Annotated in this window: 20 protein-coding genes; 12 read left to right on the top strand and 8 right to left on the bottom strand. The window is 58.3% G+C overall.

Translation table 11 applies throughout. The annotated features are described in order from the left end of the window. The first annotated feature begins 50 nt into the window (after positions 1-50). A complete protein-coding gene (ftsZ, locus tag FHT85_RS20830) occupies positions 51-1058 on the top strand; it encodes a cell division protein FtsZ (RefSeq protein WP_112411418.1) in 1008 nt (335 codons plus the stop codon). An 82-nt stretch (positions 1059-1140) separates the two neighbouring features. On the opposite strand, the gene FHT85_RS20825 is transcribed toward ftsZ, so the two are convergent. The 5 genes from FHT85_RS20825 to bla all read right to left on the bottom strand — a co-directional run bounded on the left by FHT85_RS20825 (position 1141) and on the right by bla (position 5848). Continuing rightward, the gene (locus FHT85_RS20825; protein WP_112411295.1) at positions 1141-2358 is read right to left on the bottom strand and encodes an SfnB family sulfur acquisition oxidoreductase; all 1218 of its coding nucleotides are present in this window, start codon (positions 2356-2358) and stop codon (positions 1141-1143) included. Positions 2359-2755: 397 nt separating this feature from the next. After that, a complete protein-coding gene (locus FHT85_RS20820) occupies positions 2756-3139 on the bottom strand; it encodes a hypothetical protein (protein WP_112337267.1) in 384 nt (127 codons plus the stop codon). Positions 3140-3187: 48 nt separating this feature from the next. Then, positions 3188-3508, bottom strand: a complete 321-nt coding sequence (locus FHT85_RS20815) for a hypothetical protein (RefSeq protein WP_162709680.1) — start codon at positions 3506-3508, stop codon at positions 3188-3190. A 158-nt stretch (positions 3509-3666) separates the two neighbouring features. Further along, a complete protein-coding gene (gene ampC, locus FHT85_RS20810) occupies positions 3667-4854 on the bottom strand; it encodes a class C beta-lactamase (protein WP_162709688.1) in 1188 nt (395 codons plus the stop codon). A 100-nt stretch (positions 4855-4954) separates the two neighbouring features. Beyond that, the gene (gene bla / locus FHT85_RS20805; RefSeq protein WP_112411297.1) at positions 4955-5848 is read right to left on the bottom strand and encodes a class A beta-lactamase; all 894 of its coding nucleotides are present in this window, start codon (positions 5846-5848) and stop codon (positions 4955-4957) included. 169 nt (positions 5849-6017) lie between these two features. Here bla and FHT85_RS20800 point away from each other — a divergent pair, with 169 nt between their 5' ends. Next, positions 6018-6893 (top strand): LysR family transcriptional regulator, encoded by an 876-nt coding sequence (locus FHT85_RS20800; RefSeq protein WP_112411298.1) that lies wholly within the window; start codon positions 6018-6020, stop codon positions 6891-6893. 124 nt (positions 6894-7017) lie between these two features. Here FHT85_RS20800 and FHT85_RS20795 read toward each other — a convergent pair whose 3' ends face one another. After that, positions 7018-7185 carry a hypothetical protein gene (locus tag FHT85_RS20795; protein WP_162709682.1) on the bottom strand — a complete coding sequence of 56 codons (168 nt, stop codon included), beginning with the start codon at positions 7183-7185 and terminating at the stop codon, positions 7018-7020. Between FHT85_RS20795 and cml the strand changes: the two genes are divergently transcribed. Continuing rightward, positions 7175-8371: a CmlA/FloR family chloramphenicol efflux MFS transporter gene (gene cml / locus FHT85_RS20790; protein ID WP_112411299.1), complete on the top strand. Its 1197-nt coding sequence runs from the start codon at positions 7175-7177 to the stop codon at positions 8369-8371. The genes FHT85_RS20795 and cml overlap by 11 nt on opposite strands. A 99-nt stretch (positions 8372-8470) precedes the next feature. Here the strand turns inward: cml and FHT85_RS20785 are convergent, their stop codons facing one another. Further along, positions 8471-9493 (bottom strand): LLM class flavin-dependent oxidoreductase, encoded by a 1023-nt coding sequence (locus FHT85_RS20785; RefSeq protein WP_112411300.1) that lies wholly within the window; start codon positions 9491-9493, stop codon positions 8471-8473. 362 nt (positions 9494-9855) lie between these two features. Here FHT85_RS20785 and FHT85_RS20780 point away from each other — a divergent pair, with 362 nt between their 5' ends. The 8 genes from FHT85_RS20780 (at position 9856) to FHT85_RS20745 (ending at position 19083) form a co-directional block, all read left to right on the top strand. Continuing rightward, a complete protein-coding gene (locus tag FHT85_RS20780) occupies positions 9856-10356 on the top strand; it encodes an invasion associated locus B family protein (protein ID WP_112411301.1) in 501 nt (166 codons plus the stop codon). Positions 10357-10534: 178 nt separating this feature from the next. Further along, positions 10535-11464, top strand: a complete 930-nt coding sequence (locus tag FHT85_RS20775) for an ArsR/SmtB family transcription factor (RefSeq protein ID WP_112337260.1) — start codon at positions 10535-10537, stop codon at positions 11462-11464. 218 nt (positions 11465-11682) lie between these two features. Next, on the top strand, positions 11683-13191 hold the full coding sequence (locus tag FHT85_RS20770) for an alpha-N-arabinofuranosidase (RefSeq protein ID WP_112337259.1): 1509 nt from the start codon (positions 11683-11685) through the stop codon (positions 13189-13191). A gap of 193 nt (positions 13192-13384) precedes the next feature. After that, a complete protein-coding gene (locus FHT85_RS20765; RefSeq protein ID WP_112337258.1) occupies positions 13385-15286 on the top strand; it encodes an ABC transporter substrate-binding protein in 1902 nt (633 codons plus the stop codon). A gap of 117 nt (positions 15287-15403) precedes the next feature. Continuing rightward, the gene (locus tag FHT85_RS20760) at positions 15404-16408 is read left to right on the top strand and encodes an ABC transporter permease (RefSeq protein WP_112337257.1); all 1005 of its coding nucleotides are present in this window, start codon (positions 15404-15406) and stop codon (positions 16406-16408) included. A 3-nt stretch (positions 16409-16411) separates the two neighbouring features. Further along, positions 16412-17269 carry an ABC transporter permease gene (locus tag FHT85_RS20755; RefSeq protein ID WP_015342901.1) on the top strand — a complete coding sequence of 286 codons (858 nt, stop codon included), beginning with the start codon at positions 16412-16414 and terminating at the stop codon, positions 17267-17269. Positions 17270-17272: 3 nt separating this feature from the next. Continuing rightward, positions 17273-18262, top strand: coding sequence for an ABC transporter ATP-binding protein (locus FHT85_RS20750; RefSeq protein WP_112411302.1), 990 nt, complete (start codon positions 17273-17275; stop codon positions 18260-18262). Continuing rightward, entirely contained in the window at positions 18259-19083 is an 825-nt protein-coding gene (locus FHT85_RS20745) for an ABC transporter ATP-binding protein (RefSeq protein ID WP_112411303.1), read from the top strand. Before FHT85_RS20750 ends, FHT85_RS20745 begins: the two co-directional genes overlap by 4 nt. Before the next feature lie 10 nt (positions 19084-19093). Here the strand turns inward: FHT85_RS20745 and FHT85_RS20740 are convergent, their stop codons facing one another. Then, a complete protein-coding gene (locus tag FHT85_RS20740) occupies positions 19094-19525 on the bottom strand; it encodes an Lrp/AsnC family transcriptional regulator (RefSeq protein ID WP_041678395.1) in 432 nt (143 codons plus the stop codon). Positions 19526-19663: 138 nt separating this feature from the next. On the opposite strand from FHT85_RS20740, the gene FHT85_RS20735 reads away from it, so the two are divergent. Further along, a complete protein-coding gene (locus FHT85_RS20735; protein WP_112411304.1) occupies positions 19664-20767 on the top strand; it encodes a saccharopine dehydrogenase family protein in 1104 nt (367 codons plus the stop codon). The last annotated feature ends 12 nt before the right edge of the window (positions 20768-20779 follow it).

Raw genomic sequence — 20779 nt, 5'->3', positions numbered from 1 at the left:
AAGGGCAGGCGATCTCGATTGAGAATGAAATCGATCCAATGGAGTCCTTCATGGCTGACGCGCGCGCACCACTTTCCGGGGTGATACCGAAGATTTCTGTCGTCGGTGTCGGCGGTGGCGGCGGCAACGCGATCAACAATATGATCGCGCAACAACTTCAGGGCGTTGAATTCATCGCGGCAAATACAGACGCGCAGGCGCTTGCGACGTCCAAAGCGACCAGGCGCATTCAACTTGGCGCACAGGTGACGGAGGGCCTCGGTGCAGGCTCCCTGCCGGAAATCGGACGAGCCGCCGCCGAGGAATCCATCGATGAGATCATGGATCATCTCCAAGGCACGCACATGTGCTTCGTGACGGCCGGAATGGGCGGCGGCACCGGTACGGGCGCCGCGCCGATCATCGCTCAGGTCGCGCGGCAGGCGGGCATCCTCACGGTCGGCGTCGTCACCAAGCCCTTCACGTTCGAGGGCAACCGGCGCATGCGCACGGCCGACGAGGGCATCGAGCGACTGCGCGAAAGTGCGGACACCGTTATCGTCATTCCCAATCAGAACCTGTTTCGCATTGCGGACGCCACGACCACCTTCGCAAACGCCTTTGTGACTGCGGACCGCGTCCTTTATGCGGGGGTCAGCTGCATCACGGACCTGATCATCAAGGAAGGTCTCATCAATCTCGACTTCGCCGATGTCAAATCCGTGATGCGGGGAATGGGACGTGCGATGATGGGAACGGGCGAAGCCTCAGGGCCGGGCCGCGCATTGAAAGCGGCAGATGCCGCAGTCTCCAATCCGCTTCTGGACGACATGAGCATGAAGGGCGCGCGCGGCGTGCTCATCTCCATTTCCGGCGGAACGGACATGACGCTGTTCGAGGTCGATGAGGCCGCCAGCCGCATCCGCGACGAAGTCTTTGCGGATGCCGATATCGTCGTCGGTGCCATCTTCGACAAGACTCTCGACGGGGTATTCAGGGTATCGGTCGTTGCAACCGGTCTGGAAAGTCTCGCGATGTCAGCCGGTCAGCCCATGGAAACCAATATGGATCGGCACTAATTGGCTTCAGCATGGCGCTGTGGATCTGTGCCTTTGATTATGTGAAAGCCTCGTCGCCGGCGACGGGGCTTTCGTCTATCCGTTAAAGCGCGCCGTTTTTCGGCGGGATGACGTCGTTGAGGTGATAATTGCCGACGACGTGATATTTCCAGCGAACCGGATCGTGGAGCGTATGCGTGCGGGCATTGCGCCAGTGGCGATCGAGATTGAGATCGAGCTTGACCGAGGCCGTGCCGGCGAGCTCAAACAAGGTGTTGCTCGCTTCGATGGCAATTTCCGTTGTCAGCACCTTTGCGGCCGCTACCGCGAGCGTCGCCTCGACCACCCTCTTTTCTGTTGTCTCGACCTGGGCGGCATCGACCTTGCGGCCGGCGCGCTCGACGGTCGCGGTAGCAGCTTCCAGCCGGACGGCGATCTGCCCAACCTTGGCGATTGTCAGCGGATCGTCGCTCGCCCGCTCTACACCGCTATCCATCCAGGGGCGCGATCGGGTCTTCACGAAATCAAGCGTTTCGGCAAAGGCTGCCCGAGCGATGCCGAGATCGACGCCCGCATGAATGATCTGACCGACGGAGCCAATCGTCGTCGGCCGTTCGAAGCCTTTGTGGTGAAGAACGACATGGTCGGCATTCACATAGACATTGTTGAGGACCGTGGTGCCGCTGCCGGTCGTGCGCTGCCCGAAGCCATCCCAATCGTCAATGATTTCGATGCCTTCCGTTCCCTTCGGGACGAAGGCCATGACCAGCTTGTCGACTTCGTCAAGCGCAAAGACGGTGACCCAATCCGCAAAGAGAACGCCAGTCGAATAGAACTTGCGACCATTGATGCGATAGCCCGGACCATCGCGGGTGATACGCGTATCATAATGCCCGACTGTCTTCGTGCCGCGCTCGGAAAGAGCGTTGCCGAAGCGATCGCCGGCCAATGCGCGCGCGAAGAAATAGCGCTTCTGATCTTCCGAACCATCGACGCGCAAGGCTTCAAGAATGTAGAAGTGGTTCTGTGGGATCTGTCCGATCGAACCGTCGGCCTGGGCGAGCGTCGCCGTGATCTCCGCCAGGGTGGCATTGGAGACATCCAGGCCGCCATACTCCTCGGGAACCGTAATTGCCAAGAGCCCGGATTGTGCCAGCGCATCCATCTCGGCAAAGGGAAGCAGCCTCTCGCTATCACGCTCCGAGGCGGTGGCGGCAAAACGCTGGGCCAGCTCCTGCGCGACGGCCAGCGCCTGCTGTTCGGTCTCCAGCACGGTGGCCTCAGGATGCGTGGCGTTAATATGGTGCAGTTGCGCGTTCATGGGCGGGCTCCGATTTCATTTGGCGCCACGATGCCGCATTCAACGCCGGTCTTCGAGAAAAGGCATTTCATTTTTGAAGAGGTCGTCGCTTCTTCATTCCTTTCTCTATAGAATTGATGGTCAATTGCTGCCTGAAGGTGTATCCACGTTGGTAAGCATCCACAGTCTCGCCAATCTTACCCAGCTGTCGACGCCCGGTTCGCCGGTCTTCAAAGCATTCGGCGGACGCCAACCACTCGTCGCGTCGGAACAAGCCCGGTCGCGGACGAGATGGGGCTGCGTCCTGCCTGCAGGCGTTGCCGATTGGATCGGTACTCGAAGCTGTGTGGGGTTTTGTGTTCTGCCGACGGGGCAGATAAACGACGTACCGGCCATCATGGCCGGTACGCAGTTCATTTTAGGAAGCCATACGACGCAGAGGCCGTGCAGAAATAGGCTTGGCGGGAACTCTTAAAGGGAGCTTCGTGGCGACAGGGGGCTTCCGTGCCGTGCTGGTTTTGGGCGCCCCAAGCCAGCGAAGAATCGCATCGAAGCCGGGCTGGGCAGCCCGCTTGAACTCGGGGCTCATTTCCTCGTCCATGCCGCAAAGAGAGGCTATTTCCTGGAAATCCACACGTCCTGCCCGGAGAGGAGGGCGCGATTGGAAAACGATAAGGCCGATCATGAAGCCTTTGATATTCTCGAAGCTACGCGGCTGAAGCAGCGGCTTGAGCCGCAGATCGCAAAAATCTGAAATCTTGCGCTGGAAAACGTCAGAGGCGGAGCTTTTTTTTATGGGCATTATTCATTCCTTGCAGGCGACATCATCCAATGGTCGGGGTGTGGCCCGCTAAAGCACGGAAGTTAAGGAAGCGCAAACAACCGACCGATTGGCCGCTTTCAATTCTACGATGAGCCGGGATTTGGCAAGTGGCAGATTGATCACGCTTCGGTAAACCCCGCTTGGGGTGAAATGCGATGTTGGCAAGATCAGAGCTTCTTCGGTCGCGCCGCTAAGATCATGAAAAAACTGTAACTTGCCTCCCGCGCCATTGAGAGCGACAGTTTCCTTGCGCCGGATATATGAGGTGAAAGACATGTCAGTCTTAGAAATATTGGTCAGACGCCGGATGCAGGAAGAATATGCAAAGGGTACATCACCAGAGCGCATTACCCGCCTTCTGCAGGAATTCTTCAACGGAACGGAAGCCTCCCAAGCTGATGTTGCCGCGCGACGGTCTTCCGGCAATCGATAAATGACGGTGGCCGGCCTCGATACTTCGCAAGGCCGGCCGTTTGTTGAAGCAATTAAATCCTCATAACAGCTCTTTACTGGACCGCATTGGATCCCAGCATGTCCTCGACGGCTGTCAGGATTTTGTAGGCTGCCGCGACGCGCGCGGGGATCGGAAAATTCCGGTTTGCAAGCAAAACGATGCCGACCTGTCTAGCCGGTATGAAGGCCGCGTATGCGCCAAAACCGTTCGTTGAGCCCGTCTTGTTGAGCAGGACATCCTTGCGCGGCTGCTGAGGCGGGTCGAGCCGGGTGATTTTATGGGGCTCAAATGCCATGTCTGACGAATTGCCGGCAAGCAGCCGGGCAAGCGTCGTTGGATAGGCATAGATCTCCCAACCGAGCGCCTGCGTCGTGTTGTCGACGCGGTAATAGCCGACATGCGTCGCGTCGATTGCCTGCTGAAGCTTATCGTCGAGCTTTGCTTCGCCCATATTCGCTTCAAGAAAGGCAAGCATATCGGAGCTGGTAGTCTTGATGCCATAGGCCTGCGTATCGAAAACGCCGCCGTTGACGCGGATGGGCTTGCCCTGCTTGGAATAGCCGTAGGCATAATTGGCCATCTCAGCCGATGGAACGCGGACATAGGTGTGACGGAGGCCAAGACCAGGAAGAATTTTTTCCTGCATCAGCTTATCGAACGGCTCTCCGACGGCCTGCGCTGCCAGGTGACCGAAAAGGCCGATGCTGGGATTGGAATATTGCCGATACGTACCGGGCGCAAAGGTGGGATGCCATTTGCGATAATAGGCAACCATCTTGTCCTGATCCGTCACGTCGCTGGGAAACTGCAGTGGCAGACCGCCTGCCGAGTATGTGGCGAGATCGAGCAGGCTGATCCTCTCGAAGCTGCTGCCCGCAAGTTCCGGCATATATTTCGTCGCCTTGTCGGAAAAGGACAGTTTTCCGCGGACTTGAGCGTAGGAGCCGAGCGTCGCCGTAAAGGTCTTGCTGATGGAGCCGAGCTCGAAGATCGTGTCGTTCGTCACCTTCTGGCCGCTCTCCTTCGAGGCGACGCCGTAGTTGAAGACATAACGCTTGCCCTTGACGGTCAGCGCGATCGCCATGCCCGGCACATCGTTTTCCTTCATCAGCGGGCGGACGATCTCGTTGACGGCCCGCTCCAGCCGATCTTGATCATTGCCGTCGGCAGCGTGTGCGCCGACGCCATAGAAAAGGCAGCTGGCGACGAAGCCGAGCTTCTGCAAAGAACTGGTACGTATATTCAAGATGATATCCTCATTGTGATGATCGACTGTGCAGGATCGTACGGTCGAAAAAGAGGTAATGATTGGCGGCGGTTGTTATCCGGCGCGTATGATCTCAGATCGCCGCGGCAATGCGGCCGATTTCGCCAATGATGGCATTGCGTTCGTCAGCTGCGATGGCGGGGATCTCGCAATAGGCCGTCACGATGATGGGCGCGCGCTTCGTTGGCCATAGCACCGCGATGTCGTTGGCATTGCCATGTTTGTCGCCATTTGTTCCGGTCTTGTCACCCACCAGCCAATCCTTCGGAAGGCCGGCGCGCAGACGGGCGTCACCCGTCTTGTTGGTGATCAGCCAGGCCGCGAGCTGCGATCGCGAGGCGGGCGTCAGCACATTGGTGAACAGAAGCCGCTGCAGGTTTTCCAGCATCGCCGAAGCTGTCGTCGTGTCGCGCTCATCGTTCGGGGTGTCATGGTAGTTCAGCGTGGGCTCGGTGCGGTCGAGGCGGGTGATCTCGTCGCCTATGCTGCGGCAGAAAGTCGTAATTGCCCCTGGGTCGCCAAAGCTCGCGAGCAGCAGATTGGCCGCGGTATTATCGCTGAGCGTCACTGCCGCTGCGCAAAGTTCGCCAACGGTCATGCCATTTTCTCCGGCGTTGGGTTCGGTCGCCGGAGAATAGTCGATGAGATCGCTCTTCTTGTAATGAATGCGTCGGTCGAGCTTCTCTTCTCCCTTGTCGACGCGAGCAAGCACGAGAGCTGCGGCCAGCGCCTTGAAGGTGCTGCACATCAGGATGCGCTCGCCGGCGCGGTGCTCGATGCGCCTGCCGCTCGCCATGTCCAGAATGCTGACACAGATGCGGCCTGGATGCTTGCTTTCGAGCGCGGCAAGCTGCGCCTCGCCTGTATTATCGTCTGCAGTACGTCCAACCGAGCTCAGCCCTGCCAGAACAGGCAGCGCAAGCAAGCTGCCGGCAAGGCTTTGCCGGCGCGACAATAAGATCGTCATCTTGTTTCCACTTCGATTTTGCGTTGGGCAACGGTGCGCCTATCAGCCCGTGGACGTCATTGGAGTGTGGCAAATCACCGTGCGAGGCAGACTATGGCTCTGGTTTCTGCCCTAGACAAACGATCAATTCTGGGCTTAGACATGAGAAAAACTTGGCCTTAGGACACAAATGGACATTTCCCAACTGCCGCTGAACGCGCTGCGGGTTTTCGAGGCCTCGGCGCGGCATGGCAGCTTCACTCGGGCTGGCCTGGAGCTTCGGGTCACGCAGACGGCGATCAGCCATCAGGTCAAGGCGTTGGAAGACGTGCTGGGCGTGACCCTCTTCAAGCGCCTGCCACGGGGCCTCGCGTTGACCGACGAGGGGCATGCGTTGCTTCCGGTGCTGACGGACGCCTTCCGCCGCATGAGCGCCACGCTCAGCCAGTTGGAGGAGGGGAATTTCGCCGAGATCCTGACGATCGGCGTCGTCGGGACTTTCGCGATCGGCTGGCTCCTGCCGCGCCTCGGCAGTTTCAAGGCGCAGCATCCCCATGTCGATCTGCGCCTGAAGACCAACAACAACCGCGCCGACATGGTGCTCGACGGACTGGATTTCTTCCTGCGCTTCGGTGACGGCGCCTGGCATGGAACCGAGGCGATCCATCTCCTGGATGCGCCGCTGTCTCCAGTCTGCACACCGGCGATCGGCGAACGCTTGCGCAAGCCGGCCGATCTTGCCGAGGTGGAGCTGTTGCGATCCTATCGGATCGACGAATGGTCGCTCTGGTTCAGGGCGGCGGGCCTGCCGCCACCGCATCTTCGTGGCTGGATGTTCGATTCGTCGCTGACGCTGGTGGAGGCTGCAGCACGCGGCGTCGGTGTCGGGTTGGTGCCGGTCGCCATGTTTTCCCATGACATCGAAGCCGGCAGGATCATGCAGCCGTTCCGGATTACCGCGATGACCGGCAGCTACTGGCTGACGCGCTTGAAATCGCGAGCGGAGACGGCGTCCATGAAGGTGTTTCGCCAATGGTTGTTGGCTGAAATCGAGGAGATGCCGTGAGAGGTTAGCGCCGGCGAAAACGGCCCGAACCTAGAGCTGGAGCCGTTTGGAATGAACTGCCGATTGGCACGTGCGCCCCCGCGCCATTGTCATATTCGATGTCATCTGCTAAGCGCTATTGTCATCACGCATCTCGCCACGAGGCCATCGGCATGGGGAATTCCAAGTCAGCAGATAGATAAGCCGCAACAGCTTTTTGTTGTTGCGGCGTGCTGTCGAATTCATTGCAATTGAGCCAATGGCAGACGCCGCCCGATCTCTCTTTCGAGCGGAATTTTCTCATGTCTGACATACGCCCGTCCTGGGCTTACTCGCTGCCGGCGGCACTGCTGCTGATGGCGCCTTTTGACATCCTCGCCTCACTGGCCATGGATATCTACCTTCCCGTCGTGCCGTCGATGCCTGGCATCTTTAACACGACGCCTACGGTGATCCAGCTGACGCTTAGCCTCTATATGATTATGCTCGGTCTCGGGCAGGTGGTGTTCGGCCCGCTTTCGGATAGTCTCGGTCGCCGCCCAGTCCTGCTTTCCGGCGCGCTTCTGTTTGCCGTCGCCTCTCTCGGAGCGGCCCTGTCATGGAGTGCGCCTGTCTTCGTGCTATGCCGCCTGCTGCAGGCCATAGGCGCGTCGGCAGCCTTGGTCGCGACCTTCGCGACCGTGCGGGATGTCTACGGCAATCGCCCGGAGCAGGCCATTATCTATACCACGTTCGGATCGATACTCTCCTTCGTGCCCGCGCTCGGCCCCATAGCCGGCGCCATGATTGCCGATCGGTTCGGCTGGCGTGCTATTTTCATATTGCTTGCGCTTTTGGCGCTGGCTGCGACTTTTCAAGCCGTGGCGAAGTGGCATGAAACGAGGCCTCAAGGCTCTATCGGCCCGCGCCGTTCCATATGGCCGATCTTCAAAAGCCGGTCGTTCTGGACCTATACTCTCGCCTTCAGCGCGGGCATGGGCACATTCTTCGTGTTCTTCTCAACCGCACCGCGCGTGCTGATCGGCAGGGCCGGCTACTCGGAGCTCGGCTTCAGCATTGCCTTTGCGACCGTCGCCGTCGTAATGATCGCGACATCGCGCTTGGCCGGATGGTTTGTCGAAATGTGGGGCGTCGCAGGCTGCGTTGGACGGGGTATGGGGTTGCTCCTCTTCGGTGCGGCAGCTCTTGCTTTCGGCCAGCTCTATAGCTCCCCGTCCTTTTCAAGCTTCGTGCTGCCAATGTGGGTCATGGCTGTTGGCATCATCCTTGCAGGATCGGTGACGGCGAACGGGGCGCTGGCGGAATTCGGCGATATCGCCGGATCGGCAGTGGCGTTTTATTTCTGTATTCAAAGCCTGATTGTGAGTTTGGCCGGGACACTGGCGGTCACTGTGCTGGATGGCGATACCGCATGGCCGCTTGTGGCGTTCTCCACCGTCATGGCGCTGCTGGTATTGTCGGCACTTCATAGCTTGCGGCGTCACAACGCCTTGACTTGATCTGCCATATGCTCCTCACAGGGAAAAATCTGAAACGACCGCCCGCGAAGGTGAGCTTCGCGGGCGGTCAGTTTTGTCTCGTCCAGTTTCAGAACCCTCCTAGCGCCACCCCAATGCCGGTGCGACATGCGTCAGGATGCTCTCGATGACATGGGCGTTGTAGTCGACCCCAAGCTGATTCGGCACCGTCAGCAGCAGGGTGTCGGCCGCGGCGATGGCTTCGTCCTTTGCCAACTCCTCGATCAGCACATCCGGTTCTGCGGCATAGCTGCGGCCGAAAATGGCGCGTGTCTTTTCATCGATGAAGCCGATCTTGTCGGCATCCTTGCCGCTCTGGCCGAAATAGGCGCGGTCGAGATCGTTCACCAGCGCGAAGATGCTGCGGCTAACAGAAACCCGCGGCTCGCGCTTGTGTCCGGCCTCTTTCCAGGCTTCGCGATAGAGTCTGATCTGGTCTGCCTGCTGGACGTGGAAGGGCAGGCCGCTTTCATCATCCTTCAGCGTCGAGCTCTGCAGGTTCATGCCGAGCTTCGCGGCCCATACGGCCGTGGCATTGGAGCCGGCACCCCACCAAATCCGCTCGCGCAGGCCCTCGGAATAGGGTTCCAAGCGCAACAGGCCTGGCGGGTTGGGGAACATTGGCCGAGGGTTGGGCTGTGCGAAGCCTTCGCCGCGCAGCAGATCGAGCAGCACTTCCGTATGCCTGCGGCCCATATCGGCATCGCTTTCGCCCTCCATTGGGGCATAGCCGAAGTGGCGCCATCCGTCGATCACCTGTTCGGGCGAGCCGCGGCTAATGCCGAGCTGCAGCCGGCCGCCGGCGATAAGATCGGCAGCGCCGGCATCCTCGGCCATGTAGAAAGGATTTTCATAGCGCATGTCGATGACGGCAGTGCCGGTTTCGATGCGGCTGGTCTTGGCGCCGACAGCTGCCAGCAGTGGGAAGGGTGAGGCAAGCTGACGTGCGAAATGATGCACTCGGAAATAGGCGCCGTCCGCACCCAGCTGTTCGGCCGCCACGGCAAGGTCGATCGATTGCAGCAACGTATCGGCAGCTGAACGGGTTTGCGACTGGGGCGAGGGCGTCCAGTGGCCGAATGAAAGGAAACCGATCTTCTTCATGGTACAGTCCTACTACTATATCCGGTTAGCACGGCCCGATTTTGCATCACGCATGTCTATGCAGAAACCGGCACGTCAAAGCTGCCGCTCGCTTGCGTCTTCATGGTATGACTTGCAAAGGCCGTAGGTTCAGGCGGCTATATGTGCATGGATGCAGCGGATGGAACAGCGCAATCTGTGAACTGATCGTCAATGCCGACGAGGTTGTGTTCTTCGCAGATATGGTTTCGGGCCTGTTTTCCAACATGAACAAATTTTAACGAAGACATTAACAATCAGATAACGCACCGCACCGAAACTGCCGCGCGTGTGAGTGCATCTCTCGCTTTCAATGTCCTTGAAACAAGAAATGGCAGGAAACCATGTTTGCAAGAAATTTCGCCCCCGCTCTGGTCTTCGTCGCATTCAGCGCCGGTATCGCGTATGCGGAAGTGCCCGTCCGTATCGATCAATTCGATCATTGGGGCGCATATTCTTATAAGTCCGGCGACAATGTGAATTGCTATGTTCTATCGAGGCCGGTTGCGCAGCAGCCCGCCAGTGTCGACCATGGCGACAATTTCTTCATCGTCTCGCGTCTGTCTCCCGGCGATAAATTGGTTCCGGAGGCCGCGATGGGCTATGACCTGAAAGACGGTGCTCAGATGACGGCGACCGTCGGCGACAAGACATTCCCGATGTTTACGAAAGACCGGCACGGCTGGGTAAGGAATGAGGCGCAGGAGCCGACCATGGTCAACGCCATGAAAGGCGGTGCGCAGTTGCAACTACAGGCAACCTCGAAGCGAGGCACCGAGACGAGTTATTCCTACTCGCTGTCAGGTATTACCGCTGCCTTGAAGCGGATAGAGACATGCCGGTAAAACTGGAGGCTGAGCGGCGATCTGGGATTCTGTCCCGTCAAGTTGTATAGCCGCGAGCTGGCTGGCGTCTTCTCATTGCGCGCAGAAGGCGCCAGGCCGGGCCATCTCGAGTAATATCTCTTGTGAAATCAAAAATCCTGATATAAATGAAATCTATTGATGGGGAATTCAGAATTTTATGCAGCGCGGCTTTCTGACAATTTATGCGGGTGAGAACGCTGCGGTTTTCCGGGCGCTATCGGCGCCGGCACGTGTCGATATGTTGAAGCTGCTCTGCGCAAGGGGCTCGCTGAATGTCAACGAGATCGCCCGGGAGCTTGATCTGCCGCAATCGACTGTCGCGACTGGTATCATGATCCTTGAGGAGGCCGGTCTTGTCGAGACCAAGGCTGCAAAGGCGCGCAAGGGTTACCAGAAGATCTGTACCGCGCTTTACGACGAGATCCTGCTGAGCTTTGAGGATCAGGCCTTCAAGCATGATGAGGACGTGATCGAAGTCGCCATGCCCATCGGCCTTTATACGAGCTGCGAGACGCACGCGCCATGCGGCCTGTGCTCGACCGAGGGCGTCATTGGCCTGCTTGATGTTCCCGACTATTTCCTTGATCCGCAGCGCATGCAGGCAGGTCTTCTCTGGTTCGGCCGTGGCCATGTCGAATATAAATTCCCGAACAATGCCAAGATCTTGAACAGGAACGTCAATGCCATCGAATTCTCGATGGAGCTCTCGTCCGAAGTGCCTGGCACCAATCCGGACTGGCCGTCCGACATCACTGTGTGGGTCAACGGCGTCGCCGTTGGCACATGGACGTCTCCGGGCGATTATGGCGATAAGCGCGGGGCTTTTACGCCAAGCTGGTGGAAGCTCGAAGGCTCTCAATACGGCAAGCTCAAGACCTGGCGAATCTCCAAGAAGGGTACCTTCATCGACGGAGTTGCCTCTTCCGATGTGACGATCGATGATCTTGCCATCAGTCAGCATTCGTCGATCCGCCTGCGGATCGGGATTGCCGACGATGCGCGCAACACCGGTGGCATCAATATTTTCGGCCGCGGTTTCGGCAACTATGGCCGCGATATCCTTATGCGCATCGATTTGGCTCAATAGTATCGTAATTTATGATACATAGTATCGTGTCGGAGCCAAGTGCCGACAAGTCATATTTTTCATAAGCTGCTGAATTTAAAAGTTATTTCGTTATCTCGTGAGTGTCGCTACCATAGCTTTCGCGATATTTTCCGTCTTGAATGCGTTGACGACCTTCCAAAAGTGTATCAAGATCAAGGTATAAGAACGAAATATCTGATATATATGGGAGGAAGGCCGTGAAGGCGCATGTGATCGTCCACCGTGATTTCCGAATTGCCGACATCGATGATCGGCTTTACAGCTCTTTTCTGGAGCATCTGGGGCGGGCGATTTATGGCGGCATCTACGAGCCGGGCCATCCAACCGCCGATGAGAATGGATTTCGCAAGGATGTGATTGAGCTTGTGCGCGAGCTCAACTCGCCCTACTGCCGCTATCCCGGTGGCAATTTCGTTTCAGCCTATAATTGGGAAGATGGCGTCGGGCCGCGGTCCGAGCGCCCTGTGCGTCTCGATCTTGCCTGGCGGACGCGGGAGAGCAACCAGATCGGCGTCAATGAATTCGTCGATTGGTGCAAGAAGGCCAATACCAAACCGATGCTTGCCGTCAACCTCGGCTCGCGCGGGCTGGATGCAGCGAGAAACTTTCTCGAATATTGCAATCATCCGGGCGGTACCTATTGGTCGGATCTGCGGCGCAAGCACGGCTGGGCCGATCCGCACGGCGTGAAACTTTGGTGCCTGGGCAATGAGATGGACGGCCCCTGGCAGGTCGGTCACAAGTCCGCCTATGAATATGGACGCCTGGCCGATGAGACTGCCAAGGCCATGCGCGGCTTTGATAAATCGCTCGAACTCGTCGTCTGCGGCTCGTCCAATTCCGACATGAAGACCTATCCTGATTGGGAAGCTGAGGTCCTGGATCAGTGCTACGACAGCGCTGACCATATCTCGCTACATATGTATTTCGCCAACCGCGAGAAAAACACGCTGAACTATCTCGCCAAGGCCGAGAAGCTCGACCGCTACATCGTCACTATCGGCGGCGTCATCGACTATATCAAGGCGAAGAAGCGTTCGAAGAAGACTATCGGCATTTCCTTCGACGAGTGGAACGTCTGGTATCACTCAAACCAGCAGGACAAGGAGATTCTCGCCCGTGACGAATGGCCGGATGCGCCGCATCTGCTTGAGGATGTCTATAATTTCGAGGACGTGCTGCAGGTCGGCGGCATTCTCAACACCTTCATTCGCCGCTCCGACCGCGTGCGCATTGCCTGCATAGCCCAGCTCGTCAACGTGATTGCTCCGATCATGACGGAGGACGGCGGGCCGGCATGGCGCCAGACCATTTACTATCCGCTCTATTTCGCCTCGAAATACGGTCGCGGCTATGCGCTGCGCCTCGTCACGGATGGTCCGACCTATGACAGCGACGAGGCCGATGATGTGCCTTATCTCGATGTGTCGGCCGTTCACGACGAAATGGGAAAGATGGTTACGCTCTTTGCCGTCAACCGCCATCCTGACAGCGCGCTCGATCTAGATACACGTCTCGAAGGCTTTGCCGGAGCCCGTGTCGTCGAACAGCATGAAATCGTCAACAACGATTTGCAGGCAACCAACACTGCAGCGCATCCGAACGCGGTCGTGCCAACCAATACGGGCGATGCCAAGATCGAGGATGGCCGGCTTCGTGCCACGCTGAAGCCGCTATCCTACACGGTGATCCGGCTGGCGGTCTGACGCCGTGTCGCCGGGGCGATACGCCCGGCACTAAAAGCGGTCGAACAGTCGCGAGGAGGCGGCTGACGACCCATTGCAGGCCCGGACCGCCGCGCGCTGTTTTGAGCGGCCGGCCGGGAAAAAGGGGTGAAAATCGCGGCTTGCTCATCATCGCTTGAGTGTACCGCGCAGTCGATAAAAATGGGAGGAGATCATGAAGCAGTGGAAGAAGCTTGCCTTCGGCGTCGCGCTGGCCACGTTCGGCCTCATCGCGGCGGCCAAGGCTCAAGACTATACCTCTTTGCCCCGCAAGGAGACCTTGATTGTCGAAAATCCTGAGGGAACGATCAAGAATCCGGGCTGGTTCAACATCTGGGTCAATGGCGGCGGCGGCGTTTCGACCGGCCTCCAGCAGCTGACCATGGACACGCTCTGGTACATCGATCCAGAGAAAGGTCTGGGCGGCTCGGCCTGGGACAACTCGCTTGCCTCCGACAAGCCGCAATATAATGACGATTTCACCCAGATGACGGTGAAACTGCGCAAGGGCCTTTATTGGAGTGACGGCGTCGAATTCACCGCCGACGATGTGGTCTACACCGTCAAGACGCAGATGGACCATCCGGGCATGAACTGGAGCGCGGCTTTTTCGGTCCAGGTTGCGAGTGTCGAAGCGCCGGATCCTTATACGGTCGTCTTCAAGCTTAAGAAGCCGAATTCCCGTTTCCACGCTATCTTCACCGTTCGCTGGAACGGCGCCTGGATCATGCCCAAGCATGTCTTCGAAAAGGTCGCTGATCCCGTACGCTATGACAATGCCAATCCCGTTTCGCTTGGCGCCTACAAGCTGAAGGCTTTCGATCCGCAGGGCAAATGGTACACCTGGGAGAAGCGCGACGACTGGCAGCGCACCTCGCTTGGCCGTTTCGGCGAACCGGCCCCGAAATATGTCACCTATGTCGATCCCGGTCCGCCGGATAAGCGTACCATCGCGCAGCTCGAGCACAATCTCGATATCATTCACGACAACACGCCGGAAGGCATGTTCACGCTGAAGGAAAAGTCGAAGACCGTCGATAGCTGGTTCCCCGGCTTCCCCTTTGCCCATCCGGATCCGACGCTACCGGCTGTGATCTTCAACAATCAGGATCCGCTGTTCCAGAATGCCGATGTGCGCTGGGCCTTGGCACTGCTCATCGATATCAAGGCTGTCGATATGGCGAGCTATCGTGGCGCGGCCACGCTTTCCGCGCTCGGCGTTCCGCCGACGGCAATCGCCATGACGGATTATCAGGCGCCGATGCAGGATTGGCTGAAGAATTTCGAAGTTGACACCGGCAAGCGCAAGATAAAGCCCTACGATCCTACGATCGGCCAGCAAATCGCCGATATCCTGCGCAAGCAGCCGAAATACAAGGATCAGATCCCGACCGATCCGGCCGCCATCAGTGCTGCCTTCGGTTACGGCTGGTGGAAGCCCGATCCGCAGGCCGCCGCTGAGCTATTGGAAAAGGCCGGCTTCAAGAAGGTGGGCGGCAAATGGATGACGCCTGACGGGCAGCCGTTCAAGATCCGTTTGACGGTCGAAGGCGATACTCGCTCCGTCTTTACCCGTGCGGGCACTCTGATCGCCCAGCAATGGGCAGCCTTCGGGATCGATTCCAAAGCTGCTCCTTCCACCAGCGTCTGGCAGGCGGGATTACAGCCCGGCAACTATCAGGTTGCGATTGCATGGAGCGTCGAGACCTGGGGTGGCGATCCCGATCTGTCCTTCTTCCTCGACAGCTGGCATTCGGAGTTCGTCGCCAAGAAGGGTGAGAACCAGGCACCGCGCAACTGGCAGCGTTGGTCCAATCCGGATCTCGACAAGATCATTGAAAATATTCGCCGCGTCAGCGCCGATGATCCGAAGGGCATCGAACTTGGCAAGGACTATCTGAAGCTGGTCGCGCAGCAGATGCCGACCATTCCGCTGATGTCCTATAACGTCTTCACCTCGATGGATACGACCTACTGGAAAGGCTATCCGACCATTGCCGACCCCTATACGGACCCCGTTCCCAATTGGGCGAACTCCCGATTGATGATGGTCAAGCTGAAGCCGGCACAGCCCTGATTTCTCCCGACCCTGATGCGGCAACTGCCGCATCAGGCACCTTTCGCCGGACACTAGGCAGGTCCGGCGAATCTTTTGAATTGATGATGAAGCGCAAGCAGCGAGGAAGACGGCGGCATGACGTCCTATCCAGTTTTCGTATTGAGACGATTTGGCCAATTCCTGCTCGTTGTCTTCCTCGGCATTTCCGCAACATTCTTCATCACTCACATGACGCCGATCGATCCTGTCGAGGAAAGCATCGGGACCATCCAGCAGATGGGCCAATCCGATCCCCGCGCCGTCGAGCTGATGCGTCAGTCGTTGCGTGAGCTTTATGGTCTCGAGGGCACCATCTGGCAGCAATACCTGCATTTCTGGGGGCGCCTTGCGACCGGCGATCTCGGGCCGTCGCTTTCGGCCTTTCCCACGCCTGTTTCCGCCATCATCGCGAGGGCGCTGCCCTGGACGATCGGTCTGATGACTGTTTCCGTCATCCTGACCTTCATCCTCGGCAACATGATCGGCGCGCTCGCCGGCTATTATCGCAAGAGCGCGGTGCTGAAGGCCGTCAGCCTCGTTTTCATCGCCATGCAGCCGATCCCCTATTACATTCTCGCCTTCGTGCTGATCATTCTCTTCGGCTATGTCTGGCCGATCCTGCCGATCAATGGCGGCTATGAGATGAACACTAACCTCAATCTCTCGGTTACGCTGGTGCTCGATATTCTCCGCCACTCCATCCTGCCGGCGCTGTCGCTGATCCTTGTCGGGACGGGCGGCTGGCTCATCGGCATGCGGGCGCTGGTCTCCAATATCATCACCGAGGATTATGTCGTTTTCGCCGAGCTTGGCGGCGTGCCGAAGCGCAAGATCCTGCGCTCCTACATCGCCCGCAATGCCATGGTGCCGCAGTTTACCGGCCTTGCCATGTCGCTCGGCGCGGTCTTCAACGGCACGGTCATCACTGAAATCGTCTTCGGCTATCCCGGTATCGGCAATCTCCTGATTTCGGCTGTGCATGCCGGCGACTACAGCCTCGTCCTGGGGCTCAGCGCGCTATCGATCGTCGGTGTCGCGGCGGCCGTATTCATCATCGACATATTGGGTCCGCTGATCGACCCGCGCATAAAGGTGGAGTAGGCCATGCTGACGATCGTTCGCGACCTTGCTCGCCAGAATATGGAATTCCTTTTCGGTCTTCTGTTGCTCGCCATCATCGTCGGGCTGGTGATCCTGTCTTATTTCTCGCCCTATGGCCCAGCCGATCTTTATCTGCTGCCGCCCGACATGCCGCCAGATGGGCAATACTGGCTGGGTACGACATCGCGCGGCCAGGATGTTTTCTGGCAGCTCACGACAGCGCTCCGCAACACGCTCTATTTCGGCATCGGCGTTGCCATCCTCTCGCGCATCATCTCGCTTGTCGTGGGGTTGGTGGCTGGCTATGCCGGCGGTGCTGTCGATCGCGTACTGATGGCGATTAATGACAGTATCATGGTCATTCCGCAGTTTCCGTTGCTGATCCTGTTCTACTTCGTGCTCAAGGATGAAATGACCTGGACGGTGCTCATCATCGTTATGGCCTCGCTCGGCTGGTCCTACGACGCGCGCCTGATCCGCTCGGTGGCGATCAGCCTGAAGACGCGGCCTTTCACCACGCAGAGCGTGTATTCCGGCATGAGCATGCGCAAGATCCTCGTCGAGGAACATCTGCCCTATGTGCTGCCGATCGTCTTCGCCACGACGATGAACAACATGATCTGGTCGATCGGCATGGAGATCACGCTCGCGGTGCTCGGTTTCACCGATATCGAAACGCCGACCATGGGCATGATGATCTATTGGGCCAATGCGCATTCGGCGCTGATCGCCGGAACATGGTGGTGGGTTGCAGCGCCGGTCGCTGCCATCGTGGTGCTGTTCATGGCGCTCTTTCTGCTGTCGATGTCGATGAATGAATATAACGACCCCCGCAGTCGTTTGAACCGGATGGGAGGCTGAGGCATGGAGGCTGTCGTCGAGGTCAACAACCTCAAGGCTTATTACCGGGCCTTCCTTTATGGCGTCGATCGCGAGGTGCGGGCGGTTGACGATATCAGCCTGTCGATCGGCCGTGGCGAGATCTATGGCGTTGCCGGTGAATCGAGCAGCGGCAAGACGACGCTTATCAAGACGATCGCTGGCGCGATCCGGCCGCCGCTTCGCGTTGTCTCCGGTGCCGTCAAATTCCATTTCAACAATGGAACTCAGGATATTTACGCCATGACGGCGGAGCAGCGGTCATCGCTTCGCTGGCGGCATCTTTCCTATATCATGCAGGGATCGATGAATGTGCTCAATCCCGTCCGCCGTATCCGGCACTCCTTCACCGATTTTGCCTTCCGCCACATGAAGGCCGATCGCGCCACCTTTTTCGATCGGGTTGGCGCTCATCTCCAGCGGCTGAAGCTCGATGCGAATCTTCTCGATGCCTATCCGCATGAATTGTCTGGCGGCATGCGGCAGCGCATGACGATCGCGCTCGCCACCATCCTGACGCCCGAATTCATCATCGCCGATGAGCCGACGACGGCGCTCGATGTCATCGTCCAGCGCGACGTGCTGCAAATGATCCGCGAGATACAGCGCGAGATGGGGTCGTCCTTCCTGTTCGTGACCCACGACATGGGCGTGCACGCCGCCGTTTCTGATCGCATCGGCATCGTCTATGCCGGGCGACTGGTCGAGGAGGCGCCGACGCGCAAACTCTTTCACATGCCGCTCCATCCCTATACGCAGCATCTGGTCGCAAGCCTGCCGCGGATCGGGGATGTCTCCACGCGCCCCTCACTTGAGGGCAGGCCGCCCAATCTCGCCATGCCGCCGGAAGGATGCCGCTTTCATCCGCGCTGTCCGAAGCGCATGGACATCTGCAGCCGCGAAGTGCCGCCTATGGTGACCATCGAGCCGGACCGGCGTGTCGCCTGCTTCGCAGTGACGGGAGGAGCGCGATGAGCGATCTTCTTTCACTCTCGCATGTCAGCAAGATCTATCGTCAAGGTGGCATGCTCAGCCGTCGTCATATCACGGCGGTTCGCGATGTCGGTCTGAGCCTGGGAGAGGAGCCGGAAATCCTCTCTATCGTCGGTGAGTCGGGCTCGGGCAAATCGACCATTGCGGCGATGATCCTCGGCCAGACGGCGCCAACATCGGGCAGCCTGAATTTTCGCGGCAGACCGGTGGCTGTTCACGGACGGTCCGAGCGGCGCGCCTTCATGCGGGAGGTGCAGCCGGTCCTTCAGAATCCGTTCGAAGCGTTCAACCCCCTCAAGAGGGTTGATCGATATCTTTTTGAAACGGCAAGGAATTTCGCGCCGATGGGTCCAAGGCCAAGCCGAGCCGATGTCGAGCGTATTGCAGACGAGGCGCTTGCCCATATCGGCTTGACCCTTGCCGAGGTAAAGGGACGGTTTCCGCATGAGCTTTCGGGCGGCCAGCTGCAGCGCACCGCCATTGCCCGCGCGCTGATACCGCAGCCCCGTTTGCTGGTAGCCGACGAGCCGGTTTCGATGGTCGATGCTTCGCTGAGAATGGCGATCGTCAATCTCTTCGGTCAGCTGAAGAAAGAGCTCGGGCTGTCGATCATCTACATCACCCATGATCTGGCGACCGCCTATTATATCAGCGATCGGATCATCATCATGAAGAAAGGTGAGATCGTCGAGCAAGGCGGCGCGCGAGCCGTCCTCGACAATCCGCAGCATCCCTATTCGCGGGCTTTGAAGGAGGCTGTCCTCTCCACCACGCCAGAAGCGGAGCCGGCACCGATCACATGATCGGTCAATTTCAACGCGAGATCCGCGTCGAAAGGATGATGGACGACAGGGTACGTTCGACGCCGTCGATGGTGCCGATACCATCGATCAGCTGATCTAGCTCGGAGATCGAGGGTGCCGCGATGATGGCGATCAGATCGAAGGTGCCGCTGACGGAATGAAGTGTCGTTACCTCGGGGATAGCATTCAGCGATGCCGTCACGGCTGACAACGCTTTCGGCGCGATCGTGATCAGCACGTGTGCCCGAATAAGACCAGAAAGATAGGTCTCAGACAGCCGCACACCATAACCCGCAATCACACCCTCCCGCTCCAGCCGTTCAAGCCTCGCCTGGACGGTGGTGCGCGACAGCGACAGTTTTTTGGCGAGCGTCGCGACAGGCATGCGGGCATTCTGGCCGAGCAAGGCGATCAGTTCGCGGTCCTTATCGGTGACCTGCATAGCGACTCCTGCATTGTGCAAATTCTATTCGTCAGTTTGTACAGATTTGTACAACGAAATGCATTTTTCGTCGCTATGAATCGTTCAACTCCTACCTACACTTATAAAAATCTTATCAATGAAATGCAGGGGAGTCATATGAAAGACATAGTGGTCATCGGCGCGGGCAAGATCGGTGGGGCGATCGCTCTGATGCTGGCCGAAACAGGCGATTACAAGGTCGTTGTCGCCGACCGCAGCCAGGAACAGCTCGACAAGATCGACCACCATCCTGCGATTTCCACCGCCGCCGTCGATATCGCCGACCGCGCTGGGCTCGTTGGCGTTCTGAAGGGCAAGTTCGCTGTCTTGTCGGCCGCACCGTTCCATCTTACAGGCTTCGTCGCGGAAGCGGCACTTGAAGCCGGCGTCCATTATCTCGACCTCACCGAAGATGTGGCTACGACCAAGAAGGTCGAGGAACTGGCTCAGGGGGCAAATACCGCCTTCATCCCGCAATGCGGACTTGCGCCGGGCTTCATCTCGATCGTCGCCAATGATCTTACCAAGCATTTCGATAGCCTCGACAGCGTGCGCATGCGCGTCGGCGCGCTGCCGCAATATCCGTCCAACGCTCTGAACTACAATCTGACCTGGAGCACGGACGGCCTCATCAACGAATATATCGAGCCCTGCGAAGCGATCGTCGAAGGTAAGCTCGTCACCGTGCCTGCCATGGAAGAACGCGAGGAATTCTCGCTCGACGGCGTCACCTACGAGGCCTTCAACACGTCCGGCGGCCTTGGAACTCTTGCCAAGACGTTGGCTGGCCGCGTGCGCACGATGAACTACCGCACCATCCGCTATCCTGGCCATCAGGCCATCATCAAGGCGCTGCTCAACGACCTCAACCTCAAGAACCGCCGTGATGTGCTGAAAGATCTCTTCGAGAACGCGCTGCCGGCCACCATGCAGGACGTGGTCGTCGTTTTCGTCACAGTCTGCGGTTGGCGCGAGGGCCGTTATATGCAGGAAACCTATGCCAACAAGGTCTATGCAGGCATCGTCGCCGGCAAGAAGATGAGCGCCATCCAGATCACCACGGCTGCCGGCATTACCACGGTGCTCGATCTGCTGGCTCAGGGTAAGCTGCCCGCCAAGGGTTTTGTCTGCCAGGAGGAAATCGATCTCGGTGATTTCCTCGCCAATCGCTTCGGGCAGGTCTACAGCCTTGAGAAGATCAAGATGAGAGAAGCCGTCTAAGCGGCTTTTCTT

The sequence above is a fragment of the Rhizobium sp. BK312 genome, assembly GCF_014193605.1.
GTDB lineage: Bacteria > Pseudomonadota > Alphaproteobacteria > Rhizobiales > Rhizobiaceae > Rhizobium.
The sequence above is the reverse complement of the archived record's forward strand: the minus strand, read 5'-3'. Positions and strand labels throughout refer to the sequence as shown.